The organism is Streptomyces sp. WY228, assembly GCF_019287315.1.
GTDB classification, from domain to species: domain Bacteria; phylum Actinomycetota; class Actinomycetes; order Streptomycetales; family Streptomycetaceae; genus Streptomyces; species Streptomyces caviscabies.
Genome location: NZ_CP079114.1, coordinates 2,181,688 through 2,196,731, shown reverse-complemented (window position 1 = coordinate 2,196,731; position 15,044 = coordinate 2,181,688). Strand labels below are relative to the sequence as shown.

The 15,044-nt window shown below is 74.1% G+C and carries 15 protein-coding genes; 9 read left to right on the top strand and 6 right to left on the bottom strand.

Going from position 1 to position 15,044, the window contains the following annotated elements; genetic code table 11:
* The first annotated feature begins 135 nt into the window (after nt 1–135).
* The 3 genes from KV381_RS09445 (at nt 136) to KV381_RS09435 (ending at nt 3,114) form a co-directional block, all read left to right on the top strand.
* Complete coding sequence (locus tag KV381_RS09445) at nt 136–990, top strand: MaoC/PaaZ C-terminal domain-containing protein (RefSeq protein ID WP_193462225.1); 855 nt, start codon at nt 136–138, stop codon at nt 988–990.
* A 65-nt stretch (nt 991–1,055) separates the two neighbouring features.
* Nucleotides 1,056–2,132, top strand: coding sequence for a Zn-dependent alcohol dehydrogenase (locus KV381_RS09440; RefSeq protein WP_030080998.1), 1,077 nt, complete (start codon nt 1,056–1,058; stop codon nt 2,130–2,132).
* A 34-nt stretch (nt 2,133–2,166) separates the two neighbouring features.
* Complete coding sequence (locus tag KV381_RS09435) at nt 2,167–3,114, top strand: 3-oxoacyl-ACP reductase (RefSeq protein WP_030080996.1); 948 nt, start codon at nt 2,167–2,169, stop codon at nt 3,112–3,114.
* Between the two features lie 79 nt (nt 3,115–3,193).
* Here KV381_RS09435 and KV381_RS09430 read toward each other — a convergent pair whose 3' ends face one another.
* Both KV381_RS09430 and KV381_RS09425 read right to left on the bottom strand, forming a co-directional pair.
* The gene (locus tag KV381_RS09430) at nt 3,194–3,364 is read right to left on the bottom strand and encodes a hypothetical protein (protein WP_167396285.1); all 171 of its coding nucleotides are present in this window, start codon (nt 3,362–3,364) and stop codon (nt 3,194–3,196) included.
* 131 nt (nt 3,365–3,495) lie between these two features.
* The gene (locus KV381_RS09425) at nt 3,496–4,842 is read right to left on the bottom strand and encodes a hypothetical protein (RefSeq protein WP_030080994.1); all 1,347 of its coding nucleotides are present in this window, start codon (nt 4,840–4,842) and stop codon (nt 3,496–3,498) included.
* A 211-nt stretch (nt 4,843–5,053) separates the two neighbouring features.
* Between KV381_RS09425 and KV381_RS09420 the strand changes: the two genes are divergently transcribed.
* The 5 genes from KV381_RS09420 (at nt 5,054) to KV381_RS09400 (ending at nt 9,943) form a co-directional block, all read left to right on the top strand.
* The gene (locus tag KV381_RS09420; RefSeq protein WP_030080988.1) at nt 5,054–6,097 is read left to right on the top strand and encodes an ABC transporter substrate-binding protein; all 1,044 of its coding nucleotides are present in this window, start codon (nt 5,054–5,056) and stop codon (nt 6,095–6,097) included.
* Between the two features lie 119 nt (nt 6,098–6,216).
* Nucleotides 6,217–7,053 carry a Nif3-like dinuclear metal center hexameric protein gene (locus KV381_RS09415; protein ID WP_218785048.1) on the top strand — a complete coding sequence of 279 codons (837 nt, stop codon included), beginning with the start codon at nt 6,217–6,219 and terminating at the stop codon, nt 7,051–7,053.
* Nucleotides 7,050–7,793, top strand: coding sequence for a zinc ribbon domain-containing protein (locus KV381_RS09410; RefSeq protein WP_179889503.1), 744 nt, complete (start codon nt 7,050–7,052; stop codon nt 7,791–7,793). Before KV381_RS09415 ends, KV381_RS09410 begins: the two co-directional genes overlap by 4 nt.
* Nucleotides 7,793–9,145, top strand: coding sequence for a bifunctional RNase H/acid phosphatase (locus KV381_RS09405; RefSeq protein WP_218785047.1), 1,353 nt, complete (start codon nt 7,793–7,795; stop codon nt 9,143–9,145). The genes KV381_RS09410 and KV381_RS09405 overlap by 1 nt, the downstream gene beginning before the upstream one ends.
* 12 nt (nt 9,146–9,157) lie before the next feature.
* Entirely contained in the window at nt 9,158–9,943 is a 786-nt protein-coding gene (locus KV381_RS09400) for a sulfite exporter TauE/SafE family protein (protein ID WP_030080980.1), read from the top strand.
* Nucleotides 9,944–9,959: 16 nt separating this feature from the next.
* Here the strand turns inward: KV381_RS09400 and eda are convergent, their stop codons facing one another.
* Together eda and yaaA are read right to left on the bottom strand one after the other, a co-directional pair.
* Nucleotides 9,960–10,616, bottom strand: a complete 657-nt coding sequence (gene eda, locus KV381_RS09395) for a bifunctional 4-hydroxy-2-oxoglutarate aldolase/2-dehydro-3-deoxy-phosphogluconate aldolase (protein WP_030622408.1) — start codon at nt 10,614–10,616, stop codon at nt 9,960–9,962.
* A gap of 99 nt (nt 10,617–10,715) precedes the next feature.
* Nucleotides 10,716–11,516 (bottom strand): peroxide stress protein YaaA, encoded by an 801-nt coding sequence (gene yaaA / locus KV381_RS09390; protein ID WP_030080976.1) that lies wholly within the window; start codon nt 11,514–11,516, stop codon nt 10,716–10,718.
* Nucleotides 11,517–11,862: 346 nt separating this feature from the next.
* On the opposite strand from yaaA, the gene KV381_RS09385 reads away from it, so the two are divergent.
* Complete coding sequence (locus tag KV381_RS09385; protein ID WP_030080974.1) at nt 11,863–13,290, top strand: RNB domain-containing ribonuclease; 1,428 nt, start codon at nt 11,863–11,865, stop codon at nt 13,288–13,290.
* Here KV381_RS09385 and KV381_RS09380 read toward each other — a convergent pair.
* Nucleotides 13,241–14,191, bottom strand: coding sequence for a hypothetical protein (locus KV381_RS09380; RefSeq protein ID WP_086780066.1), 951 nt, complete (start codon nt 14,189–14,191; stop codon nt 13,241–13,243). The genes KV381_RS09385 and KV381_RS09380 overlap by 50 nt on opposite strands.
* A complete protein-coding gene (locus tag KV381_RS09375; RefSeq protein ID WP_218785046.1) occupies nt 14,188–14,949 on the bottom strand; it encodes a MerR family transcriptional regulator in 762 nt (253 codons plus the stop codon). Before KV381_RS09375 ends, KV381_RS09380 begins: the two co-directional genes overlap by 4 nt.
* Nucleotides 14,950–15,044 lie beyond the last annotated feature (95 nt).

The window sequence follows — 15,044 nt, the reverse complement described above, 5'->3', positions numbered from 1 at the left end:
CACGACCTCGGTGCGGCCGACGGTGCGGACGGCCGTGCCGAGGTCTTTCCACCACCACGGACCACCCCACGGACCACCCCGGACCACCCCACGGACCGCCAAGGACGCCCAGGACCATCAGGGAGCTGCTTCGTCATGCCCATCGATGCCTCAGCGGCCCTCGCCGCCGAACCCCGCCGGGCCGAGATCGACTGGAACCACAAGGACGTCCAGCTCTACCACCTGGGCCTCGGCGCGGGCATCCCCGCCACCGACCCCGGCGAACTGCGCTACACCCTGGAGTCCCGGCTCCAGGTGCTGCCGAGCTTCGCCACCGTCGCGGGCGCGGGCACGGCCGCCTTCGGCGGCATGGGGGCGCAGGGCATCGACGTGGACCTCGCCGCCGTTCTGCACGGCGGGCAGTCCGTCCGCGTCCACCGCCCGATCCCGGTGACCGGCCGCGCCGTGCAGACCTCGAAGGTCGCGGCGGTGTACGACAAGGGCAAGGCCGCCGTCATCGTGCTGCGTACCGAGGCGGCCGACGACGACGGACCGCTGTGGACCAACGACGCCCAGATCTTCGTCCGCGGCGAGGGCGGCTTCGGCGGCGAACGCGGGCCGTCCGACCGGCTCGCCCCGCCGGACCGCGACCCCGACCGCACGGTCGAGCGGACCATCCGCGAGGACCAGGCGCTGCTGTACCGGCTCTCCGGCGACTGGAACCCGCTCCACGCCGACCCGGACTTCGCCGAGCTCGCCGGCTTCGACCGGCCGATCCTGCACGGGCTGTGCACGTACGGCATGACCCTGAAGGCCGTCGCCGACACCCTGCTGGACGGCGATGTCTCCCGGATCGCCGCCTACCGCACCCGGTTCGCCGGAGTGGTCTTCCCCGGCGAGACCCTCCGTATCCGGATGTGGACCGAGGACGGCCGCGTCCGGGTGACGGTCACCGCCGCCGACCGGGACGACGCCCCGGTCCTCGCCGACACGCTCGTCGAACACTCCTGAGCACACCAGCACCGGCGTCAGCGCCGGAACCCCGCCGAAGATGACGATGTGAGAGGAGCCGCACCATGCGCGCAGCCGTACTCCACGAGATAGGCCAGGAGAAGCTCGAAGTCCTCGACGACGTCGAGGCGGTGGGCTTCGGCCCCGGAAAGGTCAGACTCCGCATCCGCGCCACCGGCCTCTGCCACTCCGACGTCTCCGCGATGAGCGGCGTCCTCCCGCAGCCCGCCCCCTTCATCCCCGGCCACGAGGGCGCGGGCGAGGTCGTCGACATCGGCGACGGGGTGACCGGGCTGAGCGCCGGCGACCGGGTCCTGGTCTGCTGGCTGCCCGCCTGCGGCGCCTGTCCGTCCTGCAAGCGCGGCCAGACCCAGCTGTGCCTGGCCGGCTTCATGAACGCGGGCACCCCGAACTTCAAGCGCCCCGGCGGCGACGTCTTCGGCTTCGCGGGCACCGGCACCTTCACCGAGGAGGTCGTCGTCGGCGCGGGCTGCGCGGTGCCGATCCCCGACGACGTACCGTTCGAGATCGCCGCCCTGATCGGCTGCGGGGTCACCACCGGGCTCGGCGCGGCCATCAACACGGCGAAGGTGGAGGCCGGTTCGTCGGTCGCGGTGATCGGCTGCGGCGGCGTCGGCATCTCCACGATCCAGGGCGCCCGGGTCCAGGGCGCGGCGCAGATCGTCGCCGTCGACCCGGTCGCCTCCCGCCGCGAGGCGGCCCTCCGGTTCGGCGCCACCGAGGCCGTCGCCCCCGGTGAACTGGCCGACGCCAAGCAGCGCATCACCGGCGGCGAGGGCTTCGACTACGTCTTCGAGGTCGTCGGCAAGTCCGCCACCGCCCGCACCGCCTACGAACACACCCGCCGCGGCGGCACCCTGTGCGTCGTCGGGGCCGGGGCGATGGACGACCACTTCCAGGTCAACATGTTCGAGCTGTTCTTCGACGAGAAGCGCATCCTGCCCTCGATGTACGGCGGCGGGGACGTCCTGCGCTCCTACGAGCGGGCCATCGCGCTCTGGCGGGCGGGCCGCATCGACCTGGAGTCGATGATCACCCACCGGGTCCGGCTGGACGGGGTCAACGACGCCCTGGACCAGATGCGCACGGGCGAGTCGCTGCGCACCTGCATCGAGCTCTGAACCCCGCCCGCAGCCAAGGAACGCGAGGACCGTGATGTCACTTCCCCTTCCGCTGGACGGACTCTCCGCGATCGTCACCGGCGCGGGCCGCGGCCTCGGCCGGGCCGAAGCGCTCGAACTGGCCCGCCTCGGCGCGGCCGTCGTCGTCAACGACTACGGGCAGCCCGGCCGCGACGGCTCCGGCGAGGCCTCCGCCGCCCCCGCCGAGGAGGTCGCCGCCGAGATCCGCGCGGCGGGCGGCCGGGCCGTCGCCCATCTCGGCGACGTCTCCGACCACGAACAGGCGCGTCAGCTGGTCGAGTCGGCGATCTCGGCCCACGGCCGGCTCGACATCCTGGTCAACAACGCGGGCATCCTGCGCGATCGGATGGTCTTCTCGATGACCGAGGAGGAGTGGGACTCGGTCGTCCGCGTCCACCTCAAGGGCCACTTCAACACCACGCACTTCGCCGCCGCCCACTGGCGGACCCGCTCCAAGGAGACCGGCGGGCCGGTCTACGGCCGGATCGTCAACACCTCCTCGGAGGCCTTCCTCGCGGGCTCCGCCGGACAGCCCAACTACGCGGCGGCCAAGGGCGGCATCGTCGGTCTCACCACCTCCACCGCGCTGGCCCTCGCCAAGTACGGCGTCACCGCCAACGCCATCTGCCCGCGCGCCCGGACCCGGATGACCGAGGACGTGTTCGCGGGCTTCCAGGAACCGGCGGACGGCGCCCTCGACCCGCTGGCGCCCGAACACGTCTCCCCGCTCGTCGGCTATCTCGCCTCACCGGCGGCGGCCAGGGTCAACGGGCAGCTGCTCGTCGTCCACGGAGGCATGGTCGCCGTCGTCGAACGGCCCCGGGTGGCCGCGCGGTTCGACGCGACGAAGGAGACCTTCACCTTCGCGGAACTGGACGAGCTGCTCACCCCGTACTACGCGGACCGGCCCCCGAACGAGACCTTCGCCGCCGCCGAGGTGCTGGGGCTGAAGCGGCGGTAGCCGTACGTACGGATGCGAAGGGCCCGGACCGGCGGTCCTCCCGCCGGTCCGGGCCCTTCGCTCCGCACTGCTCGGCGGCTCAGGCCGCCCTGGACTGCTCTTCGGCGGGCCGGCGGTGGCGGCCGTGCGGCTGCACCGACGTGTTCTCCGCCGACGCACCCCCTCGGTGCTTGCCGGAACCACCGGTTCCGGACCCCTCGTCCGCCCCCGTCGGGCGCTGCTGGGTGGTGTCGGTCCGTGCTTCGGACATGTGGGAAGTCACCCCGTTGTGATCGCTTACTTCTGTCGCACCTACGTGTGTCGCAAGCCCCGCCACCGCCGTCCGACGCCGGTCACCGTCGGTACCCGCCCGTCACGGCCGCGTAGCCAGGGGTCGCAAGCTTAGTCAGATCGAGCGGCTCGGTGCAGAGGCGCCTGCCCCAACGGAACCGGCTTACACACAGCAGGAGCGCCGACAGCGGCGGACGGTTCCGTTCCGCCCGCACCGTCACTCGGACAGCCGGGTACGGGGGAGGGGTCGACGTCCTCCGGAGCCTCCAGCAGCGCCACGCCGCAGGGCGTCGCCGCGTTCGCGTACGGGAGGTGCAACACCCCGTCCCGGCTCCAGTAACCGGCCCCCGGCGCCCAGCCCAGCGGGGCCGCGAACTGGTGCAGCCGGCGGCCCGCCGGACGCCAGACGCCCACCCAGCTGCCCGCCGCCCCGTCGATCCGCAGCGCCACCGCACAGCTCTCCGGCATCAGCATCTGGCCCGGCTGCACCGCGAACGGGGTCACCGCCGCGTCCGCGAGGCGCAGGCACTCCGGGAACCTGACCGGCAGACAGCTCCCCAACACCCCCCAGCCGAGCCGGTCATGGCCCGGCGCGTCGGAGCGGAGCAGCAGCAGTCCGCTGTCGGCGTCCGCGAGCAGCAGCCGGTCATCGCTCTCCGGTGCGATCTGGAGCAGCGGCGTCACCTCGCCCTGCCTGCCCAGATCGACCGCGACCGCCTTCACCGGTCCGCCGCCCGGCGCCCGCCGGTCCAGCGCCAGCATCCGGCCCGCCCGGTCCAGCCACACCCCGCCCGAGCAGTGCCCGGGAATCCGGGCGACCTCCTCGGGCCCGAACGCCCCGCCCGCCACCAGCCAGAGCGACGACTCGTGCGCGCCGGCCGACAGGGCGTACACGCACCGGCCGTCCGGCGACGGCGGCAGCAGGGTCATCCGCGCGCACGCGACCGCGCCCAGCAGGAGTTCGCCGGTCCCCGGCCCGGTCGGGTAGAGCAGCGAGAACATCTGCCGGTCCGCCACCTGCCGCTGGATCAGCACCCGCCCGTCGGCGAGCGGCGCCACCTGGGTGTCCGGCTCCTCGGGCTGGTCCAGGGGCAGGGGCACCGCATACGGCTCGGGCCCGTCCAGCGTCCACCGCTCCGGATACCAGGCGCGCTCGCCCGGCGGGCCGGGGGCCGCGGTCAGCCGGGCGGCATAGGCCCCGTCCGCGGTGAGCGTGAACCCGCGGGGAAGGGGGGCGTCGTCGGCGTGCGACCGTGCGTCGGCCGCCGTGGACGACGCTTCCGCTTCTTCGCCGCCCCGGGCTTCCCGGGCTTGCCCGGCTTCGCTGTCTTCTCTGTCTTCCCCGGCTTCCCCGTCCGCCCCGGCGGGCCTTCCGGGCTCTTCCGGTTCGGGTTCCGCTTCCGGGTCCGCCGTCGTGGCGGCCCCGGCGGATCCACCCTCGATGGCACAGGCAGTCATGGACTCGTCACCTCCGGCTACGAAAGCTAGTTTTCGCACTTCCAGCCGAACAACACGAGCCACCGCACTTCACACATAAGGGTGGCGATGCCCGGATTCTCCTGAGGTGGCAGGGGTGAGTGTGCTGTCGGAGATGGCCACGTCTATGGTTAGGCGGCCCTAACCAAACACCCGTGCCCCCACGCACGTACGCGGACAACTGGAGTAAGTGATGTCCCTTCGACCCCGCGGTACCGCCGCAGTCGCCCTGGCCGTGGCGGCCGCTCTCTCCCTGTCGGCCTGCGGGGGCGGCGACGGCGGCGACGCGGACGCGGCGAAGTCCGACGCGGGCGGCGGCAAGAAGGCCGCCGTCGCCACGGGCGGCAAGGACTTCGCGGACGCGGCGAAGAAGACGGCGGCGTACGGCACCGACGCCGCGGCCGGCCAGTTCCCCCGTACGGTCACCCACGCCATGGGAAAGACCGAGATCAAGGCGGCCCCCAAGCGCGTGGTCGTGCTGGATGTCGGCGAGTTCGACAACGTGGTGTCGCTGGGCCTGAAGCCGGTCGGCTACGCCCCCAGCGAGGGCGACGCGGCCATCCCCTCGTACCTGAAGAAGGACGCGGGCGAGCCGAAGAGCGTCGGCACGATCAACAGCCTCAACCTCGAAGCCATCGCGGGCCTCCAGCCCGACCTGATCCTCGGCAGCCAGCTCCGCGCCGCGGACAAGTACGACGAGCTGTCCAAGATCGCGCCCACCGTGTTCTCCATCCGCCCCGGCTTCACCTGGAAGGAGAACTACCTCCTCAACGCCCAGGCGCTGGACCGCACCAAGCAGGCCGAGACGAACCTCGCCGCGTACGAGGCGAAGGCCGTCAAGCTCGGTGAGGACATCGGCCCCGACAAGCCGACCGTCTCGATGGTCCGCTACATGCCCGACCGCCTCCGGCTCTACGCCAAGGCCTCGTTCATCGGCACGATCCTTGAGGACGTCGGCCTGCCGCGTCCGAAGAACCAGCAGATCGACGACCTCGCCGCCGAGATCAGCCCGGAGAAGATCGACGAGGCGGACGCCGACTGGATCTTCACCGGCGTCTACGGCGACGCGAAGGCCACCCAGCGCGACACCGCCCGGTCCAACCCGCTGTGGAAGAACCTGAAGGCCGTCAAGGAGGGCCGGGCCAAGGACGTCTCCGACGAGACCTGGTACCTGGGTCTCGGCGTCACCTCGGCCGACCTCGTCCTCGACGACCTCCGCGCGGACCTGGTGAAGTGACCGCCCGGTCCGGTGAGAGCCGGCCGGTGACGTAACGATTCGTGTCCGGCCGCCGGTCCTGGCGTACAGGTCCGGCGGCCAGGGGCGGCGGGCGTGCCCGGACAGGTAGCCTTTCCCCCGTGCCCCGTCTGTCTGAAGTCATCGCCGCCCTCGACGCCCTCTGGCCCCCCGAGCGGGCCGAGGGATGGGACGCGGTCGGGACGGTCTGCGGCGATCCGGACGCGGAGATCGACCGGGTGCTGTTCGCCGTCGACCCGGTCCAGGAGATCGCCGACGAGGCCCTGGAGCTCGGCGCCCGGCTGATCGTCACCCACCACCCGCTCTATCTGCGCGGGACGACGACGGTGGCCGCCGACACCTTCAAGGGCCGGGTCGTCCACACCCTCATCAAGCACGACATCGCGCTCCACGTCGCGCACACCAACGCCGACACCGCCGACCCCGGCGTCTCCGACGCCCTCGCCGGCGCCCTCGACCTGCGCGTCACCGGGCCGCTCGTCCCCGACCCCACCGACCCCGCCGGGCGGCGCGGACTCGGCCGGATCTGCGAGCCGGCCCACCCCGAGACCCTGGCCGACTTCGCCGCCCGCGCCGCCGCCCGGCTCCCCGCCACCGCGCAGGGCATCCGGCTGGCCGGCGACCCGGAGGCACTGGTGCGTACCGTCGCCGTCAGCGGCGGCTCCGGCGACAGCCTCTTCGACGCCGTGCGCGCCGCCGGTGTCGACGCCTTCCTCACCGCCGACCTGCGCCACCACCCGGCGTCCGAGGCCGTGCAGCACTCGCCGCTCGGCCTCGTCGACGCCGCGCACTGGGCCACCGAATGGCCCTGGTGCGAGCAGGCGGCCGCCCAGCTCGACGCGCTTTCCGACCGCCACGGATGGGACCTGCGGGTCCATGTCTCGAAGCAGGTCACCGACCCCTGGACCACCCACCATTCCTCTGGAGCCCCCAACTGAACGCCGCGCCCGCCGACCAGATCCGACTTCTCGACGTCCAGGCCCTCGACCTCCGTCTCGCCCAGCTCTCGCACAAGCGCACCTCGCTGCCGGAGCACGCCGAGATCGAGCAGCTGAGCAGCGACCTCGCGCAGCTGCGTGACCTGCTGGTCGCCTCCACCACCGAGGAGAGCGACACCACCCGCGAGCAGACCAAGGCCGAGCAGGACGTCGACCAGGTGCGCCAGCGTGCCGTCCGCGACCAGCAGCGCCTGGACTCCGGCGCGGTCTCCTCGCCCAAGGACCTGGAGAGCCTCCAGCGCGAGATCACCTCGCTCGCCAAGCGCCAGGGCGACCTGGAGGACGTCGTCCTGGAGATCATGGAGCGCCGCGAGGCCGCCCAGGAGCGGGTCACCGAGCTGACCGGGCGGGTCGCCGCCGTCCAGGCCAAGGTCGACGACGCCACCGCCCGCCGGGACGCCGCCACCGCCGAGCTGGACGCCGAGGCCGCCACGGTGACCAAGGACCGCCAGGTCGTCGCCGAGGTCATCCCCGCCGACCTGCTGAAGCTGTACGACAAGCTCCGCGCCCAGCAGGGCGGCGTCGGCGCCGCCCGGCTCTACCAGCGCCGCTGCGAGGGCTGCCGCCTCGAACTGAACATGGCCGAGGTCAACGACGTGAAGGCCGCGTCCCCCGAGACGGTCCTGCGCTGCGAGAACTGCCACCGGATCCTGGTCCGTACCTCGGAGTCGGGCCTGTAATGAGCGTCGCCCGCCAGGTGGTGGTCGAGGCCGACGGCGGCTCCCGGGGCAATCCGGGGCCCGCCGGTTACGGCGCGGTCGTCATCGACCCGGCCACCGGCGAGCCGCTCGCCGAGGCCGCCGAGTACATCGGCGTCGCCACGAACAACGTCGCCGAGTACCGGGGCCTGATCGCCGGTCTGGAGGCCGCGAAGGCGCTGTTCCCGGACGCGGGTGACGCGCTGCGGGTCCACGTCCGGATGGACTCCAAGCTGGTCGTCGAGCAGATGTCGGGGCGCTGGAAGATCAAGCACCCCGACATGAAGCCGCTGGCCGCCCGCGCCGCCGCGATCCTGCCGCCGTCCTCCGTGACGTACGAGTGGATCCCGCGCGCCCAGAACAAGCACGCGGACCGGCTCGCCAACGAGGCGATGGACGCGGGCCGCGACGGCAGGCAGTGGGAGGCGTCCGCCTCCACGGCCGCCCTGGACGCCCCGTCCGCCCGCACCCCGATCGCTTCGCCGCCGGTGCAGGGCCCGCCCGGCGACCAGGCCGCGGGCGCGGCCAAGGCCCGCGCCGCGCTGGCGGCGGCACGTGGCGCGGCGGCCCCGGAGGGGCTTTTCCCGCTGCCGGAGGCAGCGGTTCCGGAGTCGGCCGCGCCGGAGACAACAGCCGCGCCGGAGGCGGCCGGAAGCGGTCCCGAGGCCGCCGGAGCCCCGCAGACCGGCTGGGGCGCGGCCCCCGACCTGGGCGCGCCCGCCACGCTCGTCCTGCTCCGGCACGGCGAGACCGCCCTCACGCCCGAGAAGCGGTTCTCCGGCAGCGGCGGCACCGACCCCGAGCTCTCCGCCACCGGCCGCGGCCAGGCCGAACGGGCCGCCGAGCACTTTGCCGCCCTGGGCACCGTCCAGGACATCGTCAGCTCCCCGCTGCGCCGCTGCCGCGAGACCGCCGCGGCCGTCGCCGCCCGGCTCGGCCTGGACGTCCGGATCGACGAGGACCTGCGCGAGACGGACTTCGGCGCGTGGGAGGGGCTGACCTTCACCGAGGTACGGGAGCGGTACGGCGACGACCTCACCGCCTGGCTCGCCTCCCCGGACACCGCCCCGACCGGCGGCGGCGAGAGCTTCACGGAGGTCACCGAGCGGGTCGCGGCCGCCCGGGACCGGATCGTCGCCCGGTACGCGGGCCGCACGGTCCTGCTCGTCACCCATGTGACCCCGATCAAGACGCTCGTCCGGCTCGCCCTGGGAGCCCCGCCGGAGTCGCTGTTCAGGATGGAGCTGTCGGCGGCCTCGATCTCCACGGTCGCTTACTACGGCGACGGCAACGCCTCCGTACGCCTGCTCAACGACACCTCGCACCTGCGCTAGCGGCGGGCGCGCATGAACTGGTCCACGGGGCTGCTCGGGTTCGCCGCCGGGCTGCTGATCTCGGTGGCCACCGCCCCGGTCGGGGTGTCCGGTGCGGTGTTCCTGCTGCCGGTCCAGATCAGCGTGCTCGGGGTGCCCAGCCCGGCGGTCACCCCGACCAACCTGCTCTACAACGTGGTGGCGGGGCCCGGGGCCCTGCTGCGGCACCACAGGGCCGGGACGCTCCGGGGGCCGCTGACCCGGCTGCTCGTGCTGGGCACGGTGCCCGGGGTCGTCGTCGGCGCGGTGATCCGGGTGTTCGCCGTGCCGGGCCCGTCGGTGTTCCGGCTGCTCATCGCCGTGCTGCTGCTGCCGCTGGGCGGCTGGCTCTGTCTGCGCACGCTGCGCCGCGCCTCCCGTACGGCGCCCGCACGGGAGCCCTCGGCCCGCGCCGTCACCCGGCTGGCCATGGCGGTCGGCGTCGCCGGTGGGATCTACGGGATCGGCGGCGGCTCGCTCCTCGGCCCGATCCTGGTCGGGCGCGGCATGCCGGTGGCGAAGGTCGCCCCGGCCGCGCTGGCCGCCACCTTCGTGACCTCGGTCGTGGGCGCGGGCACGTACGCGCTGCTGTCCCTGTCCGTCACCGGCGACATCGCGCCGTACTGGTCCCTCGGTCTGGCCTGCGGGCTCGGCGGACTGTGCGGGGGCTACCTCGGCGCCCGCCTCCAGCCCCGCCTGCCGGAGACGGCGCTGCGGCTGCTGCTGGGGGTGCTGGCGCTGGGCGTCGGCGGTCTCTACGCCGTACAGCTCCTGCGCTGAGCGGGCCCTCGCGGATCTACGGGGCGAGCGCCGCCGCCTCGGCCGCGAGCCGGGCCACCCGGTCCCAGTCCTTCGCCGCCACCGCGTCGGCCGGGACCATCCAGCTGCCGCCCACACAGCCGACGTTGGGCAGCGCGAGGTACGACGGGGCGGAGGCGAGCGAGATGCCGCCGGTCGGGCAGAACCGGGCCTGCGGGAGCGGCGCGGACAGGGCCTTCAGATAGGCCGTGCCGCCCGCCGCCTCGGCCGGGAAGAACTTCATCTCCCGCACCCCGCGCTCCAGCAGGGCCACCACCTCGGAGGTGGTCGAGACACCGGGCAGGAACGGCACCCCGGACGCCTTCATGGCCTCCAGCAGCGCGTCCGTCCACCCCGGGCTGACCAGGAACCGTGCCCCGGCGTCGACCGTGTCCCGTACGTGCTCCGGCGAGATCACGGTGCCCGCGCCGACCACCGCGCCCGGCACCTCGGCCGCCATGGCCCGGATCGACTCCAGCGCGGCGGGCGTCCGCAGCGTCACCTCGATCGCCGGCAGCCCGCCCGCCACCAGGGCCCGCGCCAGCGGCACCGCGTCGGCCACGTCGTGCAGGACGACGACGGGGACGACGGGCGCGAGATCCAGCACGGAGGCGGCGGGGGCGTCGGGGGCGGCGGACGGCACGGAGGAGGTCATGGGGCCATCCTGCCGCGAGCAAGGCGCTGGCTGCAACGAGCGTTGCGCAGAGTGCAACGTGACCGTCCCGGGGTGATCAACCGCTTCCGTCCCGGGTGGTCAGTGGATCTCCGTCACCACCACGTCCAGCGACCACGGCCGCCCGGCCCGCGCGGGGGCCTCGGCCTCCACCACGTACCCGAGATCCCGCACCGCCTCCACCAGCTCCGCAGGACCCTTCGGCCGCGCACCGGCGATCAGCAGATCGCGTACCAGCCGGCCCTTGGTCGCCTTGTTGAAGTGGCTCACCACGGACCGCTTCTCCACCCCGTCCACCAGCTGGGAGTGCAGCACCCGCACGCTCGCCGTGCGCGAAGCCACCTCGCCCTTCGGCTTCCAGGCCGACGCGTACGCCGAGGACCGCAGGTCCAGGACGAGCCCGTCCCCGGCGGCCTCGGGCAGGACGGTCTCCATCGGGGTACGCCAGTACGCGCCGAGCGCACCGAGGCCCGGCAGCTTCACGCCCATCGAGCAGCGGTACGGCGGAATCCGGTCGCCGATCCGGACCGCGCCCCACAGCCCCGAGAAGACCAGCAGCGACGAGGCGGCCCGCCGCCGCGCGGCCGTCTCCAGCGAGGCCAGGTCGAGGGCGTCGTACAGCACCCCGGTGTACAGCTCTCCGGCCGGACGGGTTCCGGCGGTACGCAGCTCGGCGTTCTTGCCGACCTCGCCCGCGAGACCCACGCTCAGGCCCAGCACCTCACGGGCCTTCTCCTCGTCCGCCTGGCAGAGCTCGACCAGCTCGTCCAGCACCGCCGCACGGGCCGGGGCGAGCCCCGGCAGCGACAGCGACTCCGGCTTCAGGGAAGCCCCGCGCCCCGAGGCGGCCTTTCCTTCGGAGGGCGGCAACAGCACGAGCACGGCGGTTCTCCTTCGTACGTACGGCGCAAGCGCGGACCCGGGCGGCGTGCGGGCTCACCGGGTCCTCGGCAAGGGTACGGGGACGGGCCGGCGCTTCCCGTACGGCAACGGCAACGGCAACGGCAACGGCAACGGCAACGGCAACGGCAACAGCAACAGCAACAGCAACGGCAACGACCCCGACCACGGGACGGCCGGACGGTCGCGGACCGGTACGGCGGCAGGCACGCACGCACGTGCCGACGGCCGGCGAGCGGGAAACACCGTCCGGGCGGGGGCGCTCGGCCCGGATGCCGCCCGCCCCCGCCCGGCCTACGCTCGGTCCATGCCCCGCCGCCACCTCCGTATGACCGGTGCAGCCGACTGCTCGCTCGGGACCGCCCTGCGGGCGCTGCGCACCGAGCTCGACCTGCCCGGCGCCTTCCCGCCCGAGGCGCTCGCGGAGGCGGCGGAAGCGGCGCGGAACCCGGACCTGGCGGCCCACGAGGACGCCACGGACCTGCCGTTCCTCACCATCGACCCGGCGAGCTCGACGGACCTCGACCAGGCGATGTTCCTGGAACGCCGCCGGGGCGGGTCCGGCTACCGGGTGCACTACGCCATCGCGGACGTCGCCGCGTTTCTCCGGCCGGGCGGCGCGCTCGACGCCGAGGCCCACCGCCGGGTCACCACCCTCTACTTCCCCGACGACCGGATCCCCCTCCACCCCACCGTCCTCTCCGAGGGCGCCGCCAGCCTCCTCCCCGGCGAGACCCGGCCGGCCGCACTGTGGCGGATCGACCTGGACGGCGACGGGCGGGCCGTCGCCACCGACGTACGCCGGGCCCTGGTCCGCAGCCGGGCGAAGCTCGACTACGCGGGCGTCCAGCGGCAGATCGACACGGGCACCGCCGAGGAGCCCCTCGCCCTGCTCCGGGACATCGGACGGCTGCGCGAGGAACAGGAGCTGGCCCGGGGCGGCATCTCGCTCGACGTGCCCGAACAGGAGATCATCGAGCACGACGGCTCCTACGGCCTCGCCTACCGCGCCCCGCTCCCCGCCGAGGCGTGGAACGCGCAGATCTCGCTGCTCACCGGCATGGCCGCCGCTCGCCTGATGGCCGACACGGGCACCGGCATCCTGCGCACCCTCCCCGTCGCCCCGGACGGAGCCGTCGCCCGGCTGCGGCGCTCCGCCCGCGCCCTGCGCATCGACTGGCCGCACCACGTCCCGTACGCCGAGGTCGTCCGCTCCCTCGATCCGGAGCAGGGCAACCACGCGGCGTTCCTCCTGGAGTGCACCACCCTCCTGCGCGGCGCGGGCTACACCGCCTTCGACCACGGCGAACTCCCCGACCCCGCCGTGCACGCGGCGGTCGCCGACCTCTACACGCACTGCACCGCACCGCTGCGCCGCCTGGTCGACCGGTACGCGTCCGAACTCTGCCTCGCCGCGACGGCGGGGAAGGAACCTCCCGCGTGGGTACGGGAGGCCCTGCCCGCCCTGCCGAAGGAGATGGCCGAGGGGACGCGCCGGGCCAACACCGTGGAGCGGTCCTGCGTGGACCTGATCGAGGCGGCGTTGCTGGAGGGTCAGGTGGGGCAGCTCTTCGACGCGTACGTCGTCGACGTGCAGGAGCGGAACCCCACCACCGGCACGGTCCACCTCCGGGACCCGGCGGTCGTCGGCCGGATCGAGGGCGGCACGGCCCCGCTGCCGCTGGGGGAGCGGCTGCGGGTCCGGCTCACGCAGGCGGGTCCGGCGTCGAGGACGGTGCTGTTCGCTCCGGCGTGAGCGGGGGAGTGAGCGCGGGCGTGGCCTGGGACGCGGGCGCGGGCGTGGGCTGGGGCGTGGCCCGGGGCGCGGGCTTCACGAGAGCCGCGACGGCCGCCCGGGGATCGTCCGCGTTGAACCGGAGCGTACGGGCGGTGCCGCGCCGGCCGAGCGGCCGCACGAACTCCACCGGCTCCGTCAGCTCCACGGTCACCGTCGTCTGGCTCCCCACCGCCAGGTCGAGCGTTCCGTCCTCGTCGACCCGGACCAGGCCGCCGCCCGGGAAACGCCGGTCCACCCGGGCGGCGGCGATGACGGCGGCGGGCACCCGGAGGTCGAACAGGGCGCCGTAGCGCAGCCGCAGCGAACCGTCCGCCTCCACCACGTGCGGCCGGGTCACGCACGCGGCGTGGATCGCGAGGACCACGACGACGCCGTACACATCCACGACGAGCAGGATCGCGTGGACCAGCGGCCAGGGGATCACCAGGGCCAGCACCACCGTCTCCAGGACGGAGACGAACGCGAAGGCGTACATCACCCCGGTCTGCGGCTCGGTGTACGGGACGGGCAGCGCCCCCTCCGGAATCCGGTGCCGACGGCGTACGACCCACAGCCCGAGGCTGTGCAGGGCCCGGAACTCGTGCACCACGAGCCGCCGCAACGCCACCGGCACCAGGGCGCCCACCGCCGACCGCAGGGCCTCCCGCCGCCCGGCCCCGTCCCGCCGCCGGGCCGCCGTGTACAGCCGCCACAGCACCGAGGCGTCCAGGACGAGCACGGCCACCACCAGGGCCTCGGCGCCCAGCAGGACCGGGGCGGGTATCCGTACCCCGGCCACCGGACAGACGACCAGGACCAGTTCGGCGGGCAGCACCGACCACGCGACGGCCCGGGCCGCCCGCAGCCCCACCGCCGTCACGGCGTTCCCCGGTGAACGCGCAGCCGGACCCGCTCGGCCAGGGCCACCATCACCCGGCGCACCACCTCGCGCTGCGCGGGCGGGTAGTCGTCGAGCAGCACCCGCCCGAACCCGCTCGGCGAGGGCTCCCCGTCCGGGATCACCGCCAGCACCTCGTCCGGCACCGCCGCCACCAGCTCGGCCGCCAGGGGCGCGATGCGCGGATCGTCCACCCCGGCCCCGGCCAGCTCGTCGAGCCGCTCGTACAGCGCGAGGACACCCGGATCCTCGGCCAGCGGCCGCAGCGCCGCGAACACCTCGGCCCCGGCCCCACCGCCCGCCGCGTCCAGCAGCGCCAGATGCTCGCGGTCCTTCGCGGCGGCCGGGGAGCCGGTGGCGGGCGCCTTCTCCAGAAGCGCGGCCAGGGCGGGGGAGAGGAACGGCCCGTCCGGGGTGAGCGGCGCCTCCAGCAGCACGGCCAGGACCTGCCGCCGCTCCTGGATCTCCCGCTCCTGCCGCGCCAGATCGGCGTCCAGCTCCCCGAGCACCTCGGCCAGCTCCCGCCCCGCGTCGTCGGCGAGCACGTCCCGCACCTCGTCGAGGGAGAGCCCGATCTCCGTCAGCCGCCGGATCCGGGCCAGCAGCACGGCATCGCGGACGGTGTACGCCCGATAGCCGTTGGCCTGCCGGGCGGGCTCGGGCAGGAGGCCGATGTGGTGGTAGTGCCGGACGGCCCGGGAGGTGACTCCCACGAGCGCGGCGATCTCTCCGATACGCATGCGGCCAGTAGAAACGTTGACGCTGCGACAAGGTCAAGCACCACGCTCCTCTGTGATGCGGAGACCGGGACTTCGGCCGAGGACGCCGGCAGGGC

What these genes read in the sequence shown, in the direction of transcription:
- KV381_RS09420 (WP_030080988.1), top strand. Translation starts at nt 5,054, where the DNA reads ATGTCCCTTCGACCCCGCGGTACCGCCGCAGTCGCCCTGGCCGTGGCG.
- KV381_RS09445 (WP_193462225.1), top strand. Translation starts at nt 136, where the DNA reads ATGCCCATCGATGCCTCAGCGGCCCTCGCCGCCGAACCCCGCCGGGCC.
- KV381_RS09405 (WP_218785047.1), top strand. Translation starts at nt 7,793, where the DNA reads ATGAGCGTCGCCCGCCAGGTGGTGGTCGAGGCCGACGGCGGCTCCCGG.
- KV381_RS09400 (WP_030080980.1), top strand. Translation starts at nt 9,158, where the DNA reads ATGAACTGGTCCACGGGGCTGCTCGGGTTCGCCGCCGGGCTGCTGATC.
- eda (WP_030622408.1), bottom strand. Translation starts at nt 10,616, where the DNA reads ATGACCTCCTCCGTGCCGTCCGCCGCCCCCGACGCCCCCGCCGCCTCC.
- KV381_RS09385 (WP_030080974.1), top strand. Translation starts at nt 11,863, where the DNA reads ATGACCGGTGCAGCCGACTGCTCGCTCGGGACCGCCCTGCGGGCGCTG.
- KV381_RS09425 (WP_030080994.1), bottom strand. Translation starts at nt 4,842, where the DNA reads ATGACTGCCTGTGCCATCGAGGGTGGATCCGCCGGGGCCGCCACGACG.
- KV381_RS09435 (WP_030080996.1), top strand. Translation starts at nt 2,167, where the DNA reads ATGTCACTTCCCCTTCCGCTGGACGGACTCTCCGCGATCGTCACCGGC.
- KV381_RS09440 (WP_030080998.1), top strand. Translation starts at nt 1,056, where the DNA reads ATGCGCGCAGCCGTACTCCACGAGATAGGCCAGGAGAAGCTCGAAGTC.
- KV381_RS09430 (WP_167396285.1), bottom strand. Translation starts at nt 3,364, where the DNA reads ATGTCCGAAGCACGGACCGACACCACCCAGCAGCGCCCGACGGGGGCG.
- KV381_RS09375 (WP_218785046.1), bottom strand. Translation starts at nt 14,949, where the DNA reads ATGCGTATCGGAGAGATCGCCGCGCTCGTGGGAGTCACCTCCCGGGCC.